We start from the raw sequence: 15,992 nt of genomic DNA on the forward strand, positions 1-15,992 counted from the left end.
CACCTTATGCAACGCGCCACCACCCATCTGCACGCCCCGCTGTCCACCGCCCCCGCCGACCATATCGCGCTGGATTACGACGACCGTTTTTTGCGCCGTAAAGCCCTGCGCAGCGATTACGGGCTGGATTTTGTCGTGGACCTGCCGAAAACCGTGGCGCTGGTCCATGGTGATGCGCTGCAACTGGAGGACGGGCGGCTGGTGCAGATCATCGCCGCGCCGGAACCCGTGCTGCTGATCCGGGGCGACCTGCCGCGTCTGGCATGGCATATCGGCAACCGCCATACGCCTTGCCAGATCGAGGCCGATCATCTGGTGATCCGCGCCGATCATGTCTTGCGGGCGATGCTGGAGGGGCTTGGCGCGGATGTGACTGAGGCCCGCGCGCCCTTTACCCCCGAAGGCGGGGCTTATGGCGCGGCGCAGGTCATGGGCCATTCGCATGGACCCCATGACCACGAACACGGGCATCACCACCACCATGACTGAGCTTGCGGGCCTGCAAAAGCTGGCGCTGTGGCTGTCGCCGGGTTTTCCGATCAGCGCCTATGCCTACTCCCACGGGGTCGAGCAGGCCATCGCGGATGGTGCGATCCATGACGCCGCCACGGCGCAAGGGTGGATTGCCGACCTGCTGGCCCATGGCGCGGGGCGCAATGATGCGATCCTGCTGGTCCATGCCTGGCGCGGCGCGGATGTGGCTGATCTGGCGCTGGCGCTGACCGGCGCGGCCAGTCGCCGGCGCGAGGCCGTTGAGCAGGGCGCAGCCTTTGCCCGCATCATCAGCGCGACCGAGGCACCGCTGCCCGCCGCGCCTTATCCGGTTGTCGTGGGGCAGGCTGCCGCCCGCGCCGGTGCCGCCCTGCCGGAAACGCTGGTGCTGTTCTTGCAGGCTTTTGCCAGCACGCTGACCACGGTTTGCGTGAAATCCGTCCCGCTGGGCCAGACGCAGGGGCAAAGCGTCCTGACGGCGCTGCTGCCGCTGATCCGCAGCCTCGCCGGGCAGGCGGCAAGCGCCAGCCTCGACGATCTTGGCGGGGCCTGCCTGTGGGGTGATCTGGCCGCTATCCGCCATGAAACGCTTGAACCAAGGATTTATCGCACATGAGCCAGAACGGACCCCTTCGCATCGGTATCGGCGGCCCCGTCGGCGCAGGCAAAACCCGGCTGACCGAGGCGCTTTGCCGGGCGCTGTCCGGCGATCTTTCGGTCGCCGCGATCACCAATGACATCTACACGCGCGAGGATGCCGAATATCTGACCCGTGTGCAGGCGCTGCCTGCGGATCGTATCCGCGGGGTCGAAACCGGCGGCTGCCCGCATACGGCGATCCGCGAGGATTGTTCCATCAACCTTGCCGCCGTGGACGATCTGACGGCGGCTTTTCCCGATCTGGATGTGATCCTGATTGAATCCGGTGGCGACAACCTGTCAGCGACTTTCTCGCCCGAGCTGGCGGATCTGACCGTCTATGTCATCAGTTGCAGCATGGGCGACGATATTCCGCGCAAGGGCGGGCCGGGGGTCACACGGTCCGATCTGCTGGTCATCAACAAGACGGACATTGCCGGGGCTGTCGATTGCGACACCGAGCGCATGGCCCGCGATGCCGCCCAAAATCGCGGCCCCCGGCCGGTGCGGTTCTGTTCGCTGAAAACCGGCGCGGGGGTGGCGGAGGTGGTGGCCGAAATCCGCAGGCTGGGCGGGCTTTAACCCCTAACCCGGCAGCGGCACCGGCTGCGTGACCAGATGCGGCTTGCGCTTTTCATAAAAGGCGTTGCCGCCCGCTGTCAGCACATAATGCATGTTGTTATAGGAAAACCGATGTGTGGCGGCGTGGAAGAACATCGCATTGCCGATCCTTGGGTGGCGTTCGCCGCGCAGAACGGCGCGGGCGGCCTCGCGCACATCGGGCATAGCCTTGGACTGCATCTTGCGGGTCATCACCCCCGGCGCGAACTGGTTCTTCTGCGCCACCACCGCGCAGACCGAGTTCGGAAACTGATCCGAGCGCACCCGGTTCATCACCACGCTGCCCACCGCGATCATGCCCTCGCGGCTGGAACGGTGCGATTCAAAAAACATCGCCCGTTCCATACATTCCTGGGCGCTGTGGCGCGGGCCGATGCCGCAGCCTGCCAGCGTGGCCCCGATCAGGCCAAGCGCCAGTGCGGTTTTTGCGCGTTTCATGGGTTCTGCCCCTTATGTCCTGCTCTTTTGGACAGGTTATCAGCAGGGCAGCATGGCACGCAATATCCGCGCAGGCCGGTCGGCAAGGTGCGGCTTAACCTTTGGGGCGGCGCGGGGCAGAGGTGCCGCCGGGGCGTGCCGGGCCAGAACGCGGGGGGCCAGAACGCGACGGGCGCGCTGGCTTGCCATAAGCCGGTTTCCCGCCAGAGGGTTTTCCCGCTGCCGCCTTGCTGCGTGGGGCCTTTGCCTTGGGCGCATAGGGCTTGCCCGCAGGCTTTTCCGCAGCATTACGGGCAGCTTTGGCCGCGGGTTTCGGGGCAGTGGTCCGCGCAGTTTTTGCCGGTTTTGCGGCAGGTTTGGCAGCCTTTGGCGCAGGCTTCGCCGGGCGCGGCGCATCCTCATCACGCGGGGCCTTGCTGAAGGGGGGCTTGGAAAATGAGGTTTTGCCCGACGGGGCCTTGTCGAAGGCCGCCTTGCTGAAACTTTGGCCCTTGCGATGCGGCTTTTTCGGCGCGGGGCCGGTGGGCGCGTCGAAATCGGGGGCGGTTTCCATGCGCAGCATGGTCAGCCCCGGTTCCAACTCGTGACCCGCGCCGAAATGTGCGGCGGCGGCTTCGGCAAGCTGCACGAAGGTCACGCGCTGTTTGACCCGGATTGCACCGATCAGGTCGCGGGTGATGCCACCTGCCTCGCAAATCTTGGGCAGAAGCCAGCGGGCCTCGGCGCGGTCCTCATGCCCTGCGGATACGGTAAACCAGACCGAGGGGCCGAACTCGCCGCGCGGGGCACGCGGGGCCGCCGGGGCCGAAGGCTGCACGGGGATCAGCTCCTCGGGGGCGGGACGCCCGCCACGCCACAGCCGGACAAAGGCCGCTGCCACCGCATCGGCGCCGAAACGCTCCAGCAGGGCGGTGCCGTCCTCGTCGCCGCCGCTCCATACCGGATCGGTCAGCATCCGTTCGTCATCGGCGGCACGCACCGCATCGGCCGAGGGGGCCTCAACCCATTCGGCCTCCAGCTTGGCGAAACGCAGCAGGCGGGTGGCCTTGCCCCGGTCCGGCAGCGGCACGATGAGCGCGGAAACGCCCTTGGCTCCGGCCCGCCCGGTCCGGCCCGAGCGGTGCAGCAGGGTTTCGGCATTGGTCGGCAGATCGGCGTGGATCACCAGATCCAGCCCCGGCAGGTCGATGCCCCGCGCCGCCACATCGGTGGCGATGCAGACCTGCGCCCGCCCGTCGCGCAGCGCCAGCAGCGCATGGCTGCGCTCCTGCTGGCTAAGCTCGCCCGACAGCGCCACGGCGCGGAAACCACGGTTTCCCATCCGCGCCAGCAGATGCGCCACATTCGCCCGCGTCTTGCAAAAGACGATAGCGGTGCGCGGTTCATAGTAACGCAGCAGGTTGAAAATCGCCGGCTCGCGGTCGCGCGGCTGCACGGTCACGGCGCGATAGGTGATGTCGCCATGCTGGCGGGCCTCGCCGCCCACGGTCAGGCGCAGCGCGTCGCGCTGGAAATCACGGGCCAGCGCCTCGATGGCGGGGGGGACGGTGGCGGAAAACAGCAGCGTGCGGCGGCTTTCGGGGGCGGCGGCCAGGATGAACTCCAGATCCTCGCGGAAACCGAGGTCCAGCATCTCATCGGCCTCGTCCAGCACCACGGCGCGCAGGCCAGACAGGTCCAGCGAGCCGCGCTCGATATGGTCGCGCAGGCGGCCCGGCGTGCCGACGACGATCTGCGGCCCGGCGGCGAGCGCCCGCAACTGGCCGCGATATTCCATGCCGCCAACGACGGTTGCGACCTGAGCCCCCTGATGCAGCCAGCCCAATTCACGGGCGACTTGCAGTGCCAGCTCGCGCGTCGGCGCGATCACCAGCGCCAGTGGCAGGCCGGAGACGGCGGCCAGATCCGGCCCCAGCGCCAGCCCAAAGGCCACCGTTTTGCCCGAGCCGGTCTGCGCCGACACCAGCAGGTCGCGGCCTGCGGCCTCGGGGGCCAGCACGGCCTGTTGCACGGCGGTCAGGCTGTCATAGCCCTTGGCGGCGAGAGCCTCGGCCAATGCCGGGGCAAGATCGGGATGAATCATAGCTGTCCTGAAGTTGCGGTGCGCAACCACCAGCGACAGCCCATCCATCGCATTCCGGTTTTCCCGCAAACCCGCCCCCTAGAGGCGTGGCGACCCAATGTCAAAGGAAAACGAAAGGATCAGCCTGCGCCAGCAGCCATTCGGCGCTGGCCTCGTCCGTTATCAGCCCGTTTACCAGCCCGCCGCGCAATGCACCCAGCATGGCTTCGCGCTTGGCCGGGCCATGGGCGGCGGCGGTGACTTCTGCCCGGTCCAGCGGCGGCAGATGGGCCGAAGCGACGCGGTCGTCGTGATCCAGCCAGCGCCCGTTCAGGTCATAGGGGCGGCCCAAAATCTCGCCCGCTGCGCCACGCCGGGCCAGCGCAGCGACCTCATCAGCGGTCAGAAAGCCGTCCTTCATCAGCGGCGCATCGGCATTGAACGATCCCAGCCCGATCAGTGCCAGATCGGCGCGGGCGGCCATCTCTATCACGCGGATATTGCCGGGCTGGCGGTGCAGGGCGGCGCGTTCCTCGGGGCTGGCGGCGATCACTGGAACCATTAGCGGAAAGCTGCGGGCCGTGATCAGTTCAGACAGTGAGAACAGCACGTTGTAATAAGCTGCGGAACCGTCAGGTGCGATATTCCCGGTCAGCGAGACGATCCGGTGCTGCGGACAGTCGATGCGCGTCATCTGCGCCACCGCTGCCCGCAAGACGCGCCCGGTGCCGATGGCCAGAATCAGCGGATCGGGGCGGGACAGGGCTTGTTCCAGTCCCGCCGCTGCAAGCTGCGCCACCCCGACCGCGCCGGATTCGGCAGGGGCAATTTCGGCCCGGCGCAGGGCAAAGCGGCCGGCCAGCCGCCCGGCCAGATCAAGGCAGCGCCCGGTGTGGTGGTCGATGCGCACCTTGACGATGCCAGCCGCCTGCGCCTGCGCCAGCAAACGCTGCGCGGTCTGGCGCGATACGCCCATCTGTGCGGCGATCTGATCCTGCCGCAGCCCGCCGACGTAATACAGCCACGCCGCGCGGGCGGCCTGATCCAGTTTCCGGTCGCCTTCGGTCATTTTTTGCCACTCTTGCAGATTCGCCTTGCTGAAAGTATTAACACGATATGAGCATTTGCCCATAGTGCGGGCATTTGTTGTTTGTGAGGAGGATCACATGACCATTTCCCTGCGCAGCCTTTTGGGCGCTGGTGCTGTCGTTGCGCTGACCGCGCCTGCGATGGCGGAAACCATCACCATTGCCACCGTGAACAACGGCGATATGATTCGGATGCAGCGTCTGGCCAGCGCCTTTACCGAGGCGCATCCCGACATCACCCTGAACTGGGTCACGCTGGAGGAGAACATCCTGCGCGAGCGTGTGACCACCGACATCGCCACCCGTGGCGGTCAGTATGACGTGCTGACCATCGGCAACTATGAGGTGCCGATCTGGGCAAAGCAGGAATGGCTGGTCCCGATGACCGACATGCCCGAAGGCTATGATGCCGACGACTTGCTGCCCGCCGTGCGTCAGGCGCTTTCGGTGGATGACACGCTGTATGCCGCGCCGTTTTATGGCGAATCGGCCATCGTGATGTATCGCACCGATCTGGCGCAGGCTGCGGGTGTGACCATTTCCGAAAACCCGACCTGGACCGAGATCAAGGCCGCCGCCGAAGCCATGACCGACAAATCGGCCGAGCAATACGGCATCTGCCTGCGTGGCAAGCCCGGCTGGGGCGAGAACATGGCGTTCCTGTCGGCCATGGCCAACAGCTATGGCGCGCGCTGGTTCGATATGGACTGGAAACCGCAGTTCGACAGCGCCGAGTGGAGCGAAACCCTGACCGATTATCTGGCGCTGATGACCAATTATGGCCCGCCGGGCGCGTCGTCCAACGGGTTTAACGAAAACCTGTCGCTGTTCCAGCAGGGCAAATGCGGCATCTGGATTGACGCCAGCGTGGCGGCCAGCTTTGTGACCGACCCGGAAAACTCGACCGTGGCCGAACACGTCGGTTTCGCCAGCTTCCCCAACAAGGAAGGCGTGGACAATCGCGGCAACTGGCTGTGGTCGTGGAACCTTGCGATCCCGGCCTCGTCTAAGGCGCAGGATGCAGCCAAGACCTTTGTCGCCTGGGCAACCAGCAAGGATTACACTGCGCTGGTGGCCGAGAAAGAAGGCTGGCGCGCTGCGCCTCCGGGAACGCGGACCTCGCTGTATGAAAACGCCGATTATCAGGCTGCGGCTCCGTTTGCCGGGATCACGCTGGCGGCGATGAACGCGGCCAACACCGCAGAACCTTCGGTGTATGAGGTGCCCTATACCGGGGGTCAGTTCGTTGCTATCCCCGAGTTTCAGGGCATTGGCACCGCTGTAGGACAGCAATTCGCAGCGGCTCTGGCCGGGCAAACCACGGGCGAGGCCGCGCTGAGCGCCGCGCAATCCAACGTGGCCCGTGAAATGGCCCGCGCCGGCTATCCCAAGTAACCCTTTGCGCCGCCCCTGACCGGGCGGCGCTTTCCTTGCGCAAAGGGACGCTGCCATGGCGACACGCGAAACGGCCCGGATTGCCCGACTGATGCGGATGCCCGCGATTATCCTGCTGTTGGTCTGGATGCTCGTGCCGCTGGGCATGACGCTGTATTATTCGTTCCTGAATTACAATCTGCTGAACCCGGCTGGAACCAGTTGGGCGGGGTGGTTCAACTATCAGTATTTCTACACTGACCCGGCGTTCTGGGAATCCATCCTGAACACGATGATTCTGGTGCTGGGGGTGCTGGCGATTACCGTTATCGGCGGGATCGGCGTTGCCATGCTGATCGACAAGCCGATCTTCGGGCAGGGGATCGTGCGCATCCTTGTGATCTCGCCCTTTTTCGTCATGCCGCCGGTGGCCGCGCTGATCTGGAAGAACATGATCATGCACCCCAGCTATGGCGTCTTTGCCGACATAGCGCGGTTTCTGGGTGTGTCGCCGGTGGACTGGTTCGCGCAATTCCCGCTGTTTTCGATCATCATCATCGTGGCCTGGCAATGGCTGCCCTTTGCGACGCTGATCCTGCTGACTGCGCTGCAATCGCTGGACAGCGAGCAGGTCGAGGCGGCCGAAATGGACGGCGCGGGCGCTTGGGCGCGGTTCACGCATCTGACCCTGCCGCATATGGCGCGGGCGATTACCGTGGTGGTGCTGATCCAGACGATCTTTCTGCTGGGCGTCTACGCCGAAATCCTTGTCACCACCGGGGGCGGGCCGGGCAATGCCTCGACCAACCTGACCTATCTGATCTACCGCGCGGCGCGTCTGAACTTTGACGTGGGCGGGGCGGCGGCGGGCGGCATCATCGCCGTTGTGCTGGCCAATATCGTGGCGCTGTTCCTGATGCGCGCCGTCGGCAAGAATCTGGACTGAGGGGGGATCACATGGCACGCGCAATCCCGCAAAGCAGCCGCATCCTGTGGACCATCGCCGCATGGGCGGTGGCCCTGATGCTGTTCTTTCCGATCCTTTACGCGATCATCACCAGCCTGAAAACCGAACAGGAGGCGATTGCCGGGTTCAACCTGATCCCGTCCTTTACCCTGCAAAGTTTTCAGGACGTGCAGTCGCAAAGCAACTATATCCGGCCCTTTATGAACTCGGTCGTTATCGCGCTGGGGTCTACGGTGCTGGCGCTGATCGTGGCCATCCCGGCGGCCTGGGCGATGGCCTTTTCGCCCACCAAGAGGACCAAGGACATTCTGATGTGGATGCTGTCCACCAAGATGATGCCCGCCGTCGCCGTTCTGGTGCCGATCTATCTGATCTTTCTGCGCACCGGGCTGATGGATACGCGCATCGGTCTGACCATCATCCTGATGCTGATGAACCTGCCGATCGTGGTCTGGATGCTTTACACCTATTTCCGCGAGATTCCCGGCGAAATCCTTGAGGCCGCGCGGATGGACGGCGCGAGCCTGCGCGACGAAATCGTTCACATCCTGACGCCGATGGCGGTGCCGGGGATCGCATCCACGATGCTGCTGAACATCATTCTGGCATGGAACGAAAGTTTCTGGACCATCCAGTTGACGACGACCAATGCCGCGCCGCTGTCGGCCTTTATCGCCTCGTTCTCAAGCCCGCAGGGCTTGTTCTGGGCGAAACTCTCGGCGGCATCGGTCATGGCGATTGCGCCGATCCTGATCATGGGCTGGTTCAGCCAGAAACAACTTGTCCGCGGCCTGACGTTCGGCGCGGTGAAATAAGGGGATACCATGGGCAGCATTACCCTGAAGCAAGTGCGCAAGGCGTTCGGTGATGTCGAGGTTATTCCCGGCGTCGATCTGGACATCACCGAGGGCGAGTTCGTGGTCTTTGTCGGCCCCTCGGGCTGCGGCAAATCCACGCTCTTGCGGCTGATCGCGGGGCTGGAGGATGTGACCTCGGGGCAGATCCTGATTAACGGGCGCGATGTCACCCACGCTGCTCCCGCGCAGCGCAAGCTGGCGATGGTGTTCCAGTCCTATGCGCTTTACCCGCATATGACGGTGCGCAAGAATATCGCCTTTCCGCTGAAAATGGCGAAAATGCCGCAGGCGGAACAGGACCGGCGGATCGAACATGCCGCCCGCATCCTGAACCTGACCGACTATCTGGACCGCCGCCCCGGCCAATTGTCCGGCGGTCAGCGCCAACGCGTCGCCATTGGCCGCGCCATCGTGCGCGAACCGGCGGCGTTTCTGTTTGACGAGCCGTTGTCGAACCTTGATGCGGCGCTGCGGGTGAACATGCGGGTCGAGATTTCCGAACTGCATCAGAACCTGCAAACCACGATGATCTATGTGACCCACGATCAGGTCGAGGCGATGACCATGGCCGATAAGATCGTCGTCCTTCGTGCGGGCCGGGTGGAGCAGGTGGGATCGCCGCTGGAGCTGTATAACAAACCCGCAAACCGTTTCGTCGGTGGTTTTATCGGCAGCCCGAACATGAACTTTATCGAAGGCCCCGATGCTGCGGCCCATGGCGCGCATGCCATCGGGGTGCGCCCCGAACACTGGCAATTGTCCACAACCGAAGGTGCCTATCGTGGCATCGTCGGCGTGGCGGAACATCTGGGGTCTGACACGCTTTTGCATGTGCATCTGGACAATGGTGCCAGCGTTATCGCCCGCGCCAATGGCGAGGTGCCGGTCCATCACGACGACCGCATCTGGCTGACGCCTCAGCCGGGACGCATCTATAAGTTCGACGCAGAAGGACTCGCACTATGAGGTTAGAGGGCAAAACCGCGCTGATAACCGGCGCAGCACGGGGCATTGGCCGCGCCTTTGCGGAAGGCTATATCCGCGAAGGCGCACGCGTCGCCATTGCCGACATCAACGTCGAAGGCGTGCGCGCCACGGCGGCCGAAATCGGTGCGGTGCCGGTGGTCATGGACGTGACCGATCAGGCCAGCATCGACGCGGGCGTGGCGCAGGCGGTCGAGGCAATGGGCGGCATCGACATTCTGATCAACAACGCCGCCCTGTTCGATCTGGCCCCCATCGTGGACATCACGCGGGACAGTTACGACCGGCTGTTCGCAATCAACGTGGGCGGCACGCTGTTCACCATGCAGGCCGTCGCCCGCCACATGATCGAACGCGGCAAAGGTGGCAAGATCATCAACATGGCCAGCCAAGCCGGGCGGCGCGGCGAGCCTCTGGTGGCCGTCTATTGCGCCACCAAGGCCGCCGTCATCAGCCTGACCCAATCGGCCGGCCTGAACCTGATTTCCCACGGCATCAACGTCAACGCCATCGCCCCCGGCGTGGTGGACGGCGAGCATTGGGACGGCGTGGACGCCAAGTTCGCGGAATATGAAAATAAACCTCGCGGCCAGAAAAAGACCGAGGTCGGCGCCGCCGTCCCCTTTGGCCGCATGGGCACTGCGAACGACCTGACCGGCATGGCGATTTTCCTTGCCACCCCTGAATCCGATTACATCGTCGCGCAGACATATAACGTCGACGGCGGCAACTGGATGAGCTGAGATGAAACTGAACAACGCCAATCTGGCCGCGCTGGACGCCGCCACCCCAACCTATGACCGCGCCGCCCTGACCGGCGGGATCGTGCATTTCGGTCTGGGCAATTTTCACCGGGCGCATCAGGCGGTTTATCTGGACCGGCTGATGAACACCGGCAAGGGCCATGACTTTGCCATCATCGGCGCGGGCGTCATGCCGGGCGACGCGCGGATGCGCGATGCTCTGGCAGGGCAGGATTACCTTTACACCGTGGTCGAACAATCGGCGGATGCCTCGGACCCGCGCGTCATTGGCGCGATGGTGGATCATCTGCCCGCCGCCGACAGCGCCGCGATTGTGGCTAAGCTGGCCGATCCCGCGATCCGCATCGCCAGCCTGACCATCACTGAGGGCGGCTATTTCATCGACGCCGCGACCGGGCACTTCGACCCCACCCATCCGGCGATTGCCGCCGATGGGGCTTCGCCCGACGCACCCAAAACCGTGTTCGGGATGCTGGTCGCGGGCCTTGCCGCCCGCCGCACTGCTGGCACCCCGCCCTTTACCGTCATGTGCTGCGACAACATCCCCCACAACGGCCTCGTCACGCGCGAGGCGGTGGTGGAAACCGCGCGCCTCTCTGACCCCGACCTTGCCGAGTGGATCGCCGCCAATGTCGCCTTTCCGAACGGCATGGTTGACCGCATCACCCCCGCGACGGGCGACCGCGAGCGCGCCCTGATCCGCGATATGGGAATTGACGACGCCGCCCCGGTCTTTGCCGAGGATTTCATCCAATGGGTGCTGGAGGATAACTTCCCCGCCGGTCGCCCCGCGCTGGAGGAGGTCGGCGTCGAGTTCGTCACCGACGTGACCCCGTGGGAGCTGATGAAGATCCGCATCCTGAACGGCGGCCATGCGATCATCGCCTATCCCTCGGGGCTGATGGACATTCATTTTGTCCATGAGGGGATGGAAAACGATCTGGTTCGCGCCTTTCTGGATAAGGTGGAAACCGAAGAAGTGATCCCGGTGGTGCCGCCGGTGCCGAACACCGACCTGACCGCCTATTTTGAAAAGGTCAAGGAACGCTGCGCCAACCCGAAAATCGGTGACACGATCCGGCGGCTGTGTCTGGACGGGTCGAACCGCCAGCCCAAGTTCATCATCCCGACCATTGCTGACCGTCTGGCAAAGGGCCTGCCGGTGGATGGTCTGGCGCTGGAATCGGCGCTGTGGTGCCGCTATTGCGCCGGCACCACCGACAGCGGCACGGTGATTGAACCCAACGATCCGAATTGGGACCGGCTGACGGTGGCCGGTCAGGCCGCGCGGGAAAACCCCGAGGCATGGCTGGGCATGGCCGATATTTACGGCGCAACAGGCCGTGACCCGCGCTTTACTGAGCCCTTTGCCCGCTGGCTGGGGATGCTGTGGCGTGACGGGACCGAGGCGACCTTGCGCGCCTATCTGGGCCAATGACGGCGCTGATTTTCGACTGTGACGGGGTGCTGGTGGACAGCGAACCTCTGTCGGTGGCCGAACTTGGCCTGACCTTGCGTCAGGCCGGGGCGCCGGTCGCGGATGCGGAAATCTTTGATCGGATGATCGGGCGATCCATCGCCAGCATCGTGGCGCTGGTGCAGGCGGAACATGGGGTCGATGCCTCGCCCTTGTTGCCCGATTATCGCGCCCGGCTGAAGGCGCGGTTCGATGCCGAGCTGCGCCCCGTTCCCGGCATTGCACAGGCGCTGACAGGGCTGGATATGCCCCGCGCGGTGGCCTCGTCCTCGACGCCGGAAAGGCTGCAACATTGCCTGACGCTGACCGGGCTGTATGACTGTTTTGCGCCGCATATCTATTCGGCAACCATGGTGCAGAACGGCAAACCCGCGCCGGATCTGTTCCTGCTGGCCGCCGAACGGCTTGGCGCGGCCCCCGCTGATTGCATCGTGGTCGAGGACAGCCTTGCCGGTGTCACCGCCGCCAAGGCCGCCGGGATGCGGGTCATCGGCTTTACCGGCGGCAGCCATGCGCAGGCCGCCCGCCTGCCCGAACGCTTGCCCGCGCTGCACCCGGATGCGATTATCGCGGATATGGGCGATCTGGCGCAGGCCGTGCGTGATATAGGGGGTTAATATGTATCTGGGAATCGACCTCGGCACATCCGGGGTCAAGGTGCTGCTGATGGACGCGGACCAGCGCATCATCGCATCCGCAACCGCCGCGCTGACGGTGCAGCGCCCCCATTCCGGCTGGTCGGAACAGAACCCCGCCGACTGGATCAGCGCGACCCGTGCCGCTATGGCAGAACTGCGCGGTCAGCACGATCTGGGCGCGGTCGCCGGGATCGGCCTGTCCGGCCAGATGCACGGCGCGGTCACGTTGGATGCTGCCGATCAGGTGATCCGCCCGGCGATCCTGTGGAACGACACCCGCAGCCACGCGCAGGCAGCAACGCTGGACGCCGACCCCGATTTCCGCGCGATCAGCGGCAATATTGTCTTTCCGGGCTTTACCGCGCCGAAGCTGGTCTGGATGGCCGAAAACGAACCGGACGCTTTTGCCCGCGTGGCCAAGGTGCTGCTGCCCAAGGATTACCTGCGCCTGTGGCTGACCGGCGAGCATGTCGCGGAAATGTCGGATGCGGCGGGGACAAGCTGGCTGGATACCGGCGCGCGGGAATGGTCGGACCGGCTGCTGGCGGCGTCAGGGATGCGCCGCGACCAGATGCCCACGCTGATCGAGGGTAACGCGGTCTCCGGCACTCTTCGGGCGGAACTGGTCGCCGACTGGGGCATGTCGCCGGGCGTGGTCGTCGCGGGCGGTGCAGGCGATAACGCCGCCACCGCCATCGGCGCGGGGACGGTTGCGGCGGGGCAGGGCTTTGTCAGCCTTGGCACCTCGGGCGTGCTGTTTGCCGCGACCGACCGTTACCTGCCGCGCCCCGAAAGCGCCGTTCACGCCTTTTGCCACGCCTTGCCCGGCATGTGGCACCAGATGGGCGTGATCCTGTCGGCATCCGCCGCGATGGAATGGTTCGCCACCATCACCGGCGCGCGCCCGGCGGATCTGACGGCGGCACTTGGCCCGCTGCAAGCGCCGGGGCCGGTGACGTTCCTGCCCTATCTGTCGGGCGAACGCACGCCGCATAACGATGCCGGCATCCGCGCCAGCTTTCACGGGCTGTCCGCACGCAGCGACCGTGCCGCCCTGACCCGCGCCGTGCTGGAAGGCGTCGCTTTTGCGCTGGCCGATAACCTCGACGCGCTGCGGGCGGCGGGGTCTGATCCACAGGCACTGTTGGCGCTTGGCGGCGGGGCGCGGTCGGATTACTGGCTGGTGGCGATTGCCACCGCGCTGGATATTCCGGTTCTGGTTCCCGAAAGCGGCGATTTCGGCGCGGCATTCGGCGCGGCGCGGCTGGGGCTGATGGCGGCCACCGGGGCGGACCCGGCGCAGGTCTGCACCCCGCCCAGGATCGCTGCCGAGATCACGCCCGATCCCGCCCTGCGCCCGGCCTTTGCCGAGGCTCTGGGACGTTTTCGTGGTCTTTATCGCGCATAATATCTTTTGTCCTCAAATATCCCCGCCGGAGGCTCCTGCCCGCGCAGCAGGGCGATGGGTGGGGGAAAGGGTGCCATGCCACGCCAAAGCGCCAGCAAGCCCGGTCTGACCCTGCGCCAGATCGAGGTGATCCGCGCCGTGATGATGACCGGCACCATTGCCGGGGCCGCGCGGATGCTTGGGGTCAGCGCGCCGGGGATCAGCCGCCTTGTGCGCCATACCGAGGAATCGCTGAAACTGCGTCTGTTCGAGCGGCGCGGCGGCGTCTTTGTTCCCGCGATCGAGGCCGGGGTGATTTTCGACCAGATTGCCCGTGTTTACGGTGGCGTCGAAACTCTGAACCGGGCCGTGGACAGTTTGCGGCGGGGCGAGGCGGTGGATCTGGCCTTTGCCTCGGCCCCGTCCATCGCGCAATTCATCGCCGCCCGCGCGTTGCGGCAGGTGCGCAACCGCTTTCCCGACCTGTTCATCGACCTCAACATCCTGAAGATCGAGGAAACGCTGGATTATCTGATGCTGGAGCGGGGCGAGTTCGTGATGATGTCTGCCGCGTTGGACAGCCCCGCTGTGACCAGCACCCTGACCGCCGAAGGCAGTCTGGTGGCTATCGTCCCCGAAGGTCATGTGCTGGCCGCGGAGCGTCGGGTCTCTGTCCGCGATCTGGCGCGGTTTCCGATGATCGGCGTGGACCCGTCCGATCCTTACGGCGCGATTCTGGCACGCCCGCTGATTCAGGCCGGGTTGCCGGTTGATTATGCCATGCAGGGGCGTTTCGCGCAGACCGTCGTCAGCCTTGTGCGCCATGATCTTGGCGTGGCCATCATTGACGAGTTCTCCGTGGCCGAAGTTTATATGCCGGGCGTTGTCCGGGTGCCGCTGGATGTAGATATTACACTGCAAATCCATACCGTTACCAAGACGGGGCGGGTGCTTTCCAGCTTTGCTGAATATGCGATCAGCCAGTTCGGAAGCGAGCTGCGCCGCGCCACCGAAACGCGGCCGTGGGAATTGCGCAAAGGGACATGATCCACCGTGATATTAACATGATGTTAATGCCGCAGTCATAATTATATTTGCGGTTTTACTTGGGCTGCGGTCAGATTATGCCCGAAGGGTCCGTAACTTTCTGACCCCAAGGGAGGAATATTTTGAAACATCTGCTGATCGGCGGCCTGACCGCCGCAATCTTTGCCCTGCCGGTTGCCGCGCAGGATTATCCCGCCAAAGAGATTCAGGGTGTGATCCAATGGGGCGCGGGCGGTTCGACTGATGTGGTCATGCGCACCGTCACGCCCCATGCGGAACGTATCCTTGGTCAAAAGGTCGTCATGCGTAACATGACTGGCGGCGTCGGCGCGATTGCGACCAAGTTTGTCGCGGCGCAGAAAGACGATGGCTACACCCTGCTGATGGGGGCCGAAAACCCGCTGCTTTACAAGGTGATGGGCCTTGGTGACGTGGATTATTCGGATTACGAAACCGTCAATATCCTTGCCCGTGGTGTGCCGATTCTGGTCGCCCGCAACGACGCGCCGTTCAACACTCTGCCGGAAATGCTGGCCTATATTCAGGCCAATCCGGGCGCGGTGAAGTTCGGCTCGACCGGGCCGGGCGGGCTGGCTTCGGTCGTTACCGCCATGCTGCAATCCAGGCATGATCTGAACGTCACCGCGGTTCCCTATGACGGCGACGGCCCGGCGCTGACCGCGCTGCAAGGCGGGGCGATCGACGTGATGCCTGCCGTGCTGGGTGCGGCCATCGAATCAATCAAGGGCGGCCGGATGAAGGCCATCGCGCTGGTGGATAAGGACCGTGCCGAGGCGCTGCCCGATCTGGCGACGATTTCGGAAACCAACCCGGAATATGACCAATACCTGCCCTGGGGTCCGTTCTTTGGCGTGTTTGTCAAGAAAGGCACCCCGGATGAGGCTGTGGCCAAGCTGGTTGACGCCTATGCCGAGGGCGCGAAAAGCGACGATTTCGTCAATCTGATGAACGAGCGCGGCTATATCATCGAAAGCCTGTCGGGCGAACCGGCGCAGCAGTTCCTGAACGGCTGGCAGTCCACGACCGCCTGGCTGTTGCAGGATGCCGGGCTGGCGAAAGTGTCGCCCGAGGAGCTGGGTATCCCCAAGCCGTAACGCCTGTGCCGCGCCCCTGACCGGGCGCGGCTTTTCTCTGAT

The 15,992-nt window shown here is 64.6% G+C and carries 16 protein-coding genes; 13 read left to right on the plus strand and 3 right to left on the minus strand.

Annotated elements, in window-relative coordinates; all coding sequences use genetic code 11:
- Positions 1-6: 6 nt before the first annotated feature.
- Genes Q4G24_RS02140 through ureG form a run of 3 tightly spaced genes read left to right on the plus strand, consistent with a single transcriptional unit; the run spans position 7 to position 1,713 of the window.
- Positions 7-489: an urease accessory protein UreE gene (locus tag Q4G24_RS02140; RefSeq protein WP_303364857.1), complete on the plus strand. Its 483-nt coding sequence runs from the start codon at positions 7-9 to the stop codon at positions 487-489.
- Positions 482-1,108, plus strand: coding sequence for an urease accessory protein UreF (locus Q4G24_RS02145; RefSeq protein WP_368660919.1), 627 nt, complete (start codon positions 482-484; stop codon positions 1,106-1,108). Before Q4G24_RS02140 ends, Q4G24_RS02145 begins: the two co-directional genes overlap by 8 nt.
- Positions 1,105-1,713 carry an urease accessory protein UreG gene (gene ureG / locus Q4G24_RS02150; protein WP_303364859.1) on the plus strand — a complete coding sequence of 203 codons (609 nt, stop codon included), beginning with the start codon at positions 1,105-1,107 and terminating at the stop codon, positions 1,711-1,713. The genes Q4G24_RS02145 and ureG overlap by 4 nt, the downstream gene beginning before the upstream one ends.
- 3 nt (positions 1,714-1,716) lie before the next feature.
- Here ureG and Q4G24_RS02155 read toward each other — a convergent pair whose 3' ends face one another.
- The 3 genes from Q4G24_RS02155 to Q4G24_RS02165 form a co-directional block, all read right to left on the minus strand.
- Positions 1,717-2,190: a cell wall hydrolase gene (locus Q4G24_RS02155; protein WP_303364860.1), complete on the minus strand. Its 474-nt coding sequence runs from the start codon at positions 2,188-2,190 to the stop codon at positions 1,717-1,719.
- 94 nt (positions 2,191-2,284) lie between these two features.
- The gene (locus Q4G24_RS02160; RefSeq protein ID WP_303364861.1) at positions 2,285-4,273 is read right to left on the minus strand and encodes a DEAD/DEAH box helicase; all 1,989 of its coding nucleotides are present in this window, start codon (positions 4,271-4,273) and stop codon (positions 2,285-2,287) included.
- A gap of 100 nt (positions 4,274-4,373) precedes the next feature.
- Positions 4,374-5,321: a sugar-binding transcriptional regulator gene (locus tag Q4G24_RS02165; RefSeq protein WP_303364862.1), complete on the minus strand. Its 948-nt coding sequence runs from the start codon at positions 5,319-5,321 to the stop codon at positions 4,374-4,376.
- 97 nt (positions 5,322-5,418) lie between these two features.
- On the opposite strand from Q4G24_RS02165, the gene Q4G24_RS02170 reads away from it, so the two are divergent.
- From Q4G24_RS02170 to Q4G24_RS02215, 10 genes are all read left to right on the plus strand, one after another.
- Positions 5,419-6,735: a sugar ABC transporter substrate-binding protein gene (locus Q4G24_RS02170; protein WP_303364863.1), complete on the plus strand. Its 1,317-nt coding sequence runs from the start codon at positions 5,419-5,421 to the stop codon at positions 6,733-6,735.
- A gap of 55 nt (positions 6,736-6,790) precedes the next feature.
- Complete coding sequence (locus Q4G24_RS02175; RefSeq protein ID WP_303364864.1) at positions 6,791-7,660, plus strand: carbohydrate ABC transporter permease; 870 nt, start codon at positions 6,791-6,793, stop codon at positions 7,658-7,660.
- 11 nt (positions 7,661-7,671) lie between these two features.
- Positions 7,672-8,496 (plus strand): carbohydrate ABC transporter permease, encoded by an 825-nt coding sequence (locus tag Q4G24_RS02180; protein WP_303364865.1) that lies wholly within the window; start codon positions 7,672-7,674, stop codon positions 8,494-8,496.
- A gap of 9 nt (positions 8,497-8,505) precedes the next feature.
- Positions 8,506-9,504 (plus strand): ABC transporter ATP-binding protein, encoded by a 999-nt coding sequence (locus Q4G24_RS02185; RefSeq protein WP_303364866.1) that lies wholly within the window; start codon positions 8,506-8,508, stop codon positions 9,502-9,504.
- Positions 9,501-10,265, plus strand: coding sequence for an L-iditol 2-dehydrogenase (locus Q4G24_RS02190; RefSeq protein WP_303364867.1), 765 nt, complete (start codon positions 9,501-9,503; stop codon positions 10,263-10,265). The genes Q4G24_RS02185 and Q4G24_RS02190 overlap by 4 nt, the downstream gene beginning before the upstream one ends.
- A 1-nt stretch (position 10,266) precedes the next feature.
- Positions 10,267-11,724: a mannitol dehydrogenase family protein gene (locus tag Q4G24_RS02195; protein WP_303364868.1), complete on the plus strand. Its 1,458-nt coding sequence runs from the start codon at positions 10,267-10,269 to the stop codon at positions 11,722-11,724.
- A complete protein-coding gene (locus tag Q4G24_RS02200) occupies positions 11,721-12,380 on the plus strand; it encodes an HAD family phosphatase (protein ID WP_303364869.1) in 660 nt (219 codons plus the stop codon). The genes Q4G24_RS02195 and Q4G24_RS02200 overlap by 4 nt, the downstream gene beginning before the upstream one ends.
- Position 12,381: 1 nt before the next feature.
- Positions 12,382-13,809 (plus strand): xylulokinase, encoded by a 1,428-nt coding sequence (xylB, locus tag Q4G24_RS02205; RefSeq protein ID WP_303364870.1) that lies wholly within the window; start codon positions 12,382-12,384, stop codon positions 13,807-13,809.
- A gap of 75 nt (positions 13,810-13,884) precedes the next feature.
- Complete coding sequence (locus Q4G24_RS02210; protein ID WP_303364871.1) at positions 13,885-14,835, plus strand: LysR family transcriptional regulator; 951 nt, start codon at positions 13,885-13,887, stop codon at positions 14,833-14,835.
- Positions 14,836-14,957: 122 nt separating this feature from the next.
- Positions 14,958-15,950, plus strand: a complete 993-nt coding sequence (locus tag Q4G24_RS02215; RefSeq protein ID WP_303364872.1) for a tripartite tricarboxylate transporter substrate binding protein — start codon at positions 14,958-14,960, stop codon at positions 15,948-15,950.
- Positions 15,951-15,992 lie beyond the last annotated feature (42 nt).

The sequence above is a fragment of the Paracoccus sp. (in: a-proteobacteria) genome (assembly GCF_030538695.1).
GTDB lineage: Bacteria > Pseudomonadota > Alphaproteobacteria > Rhodobacterales > Rhodobacteraceae > Paracoccus.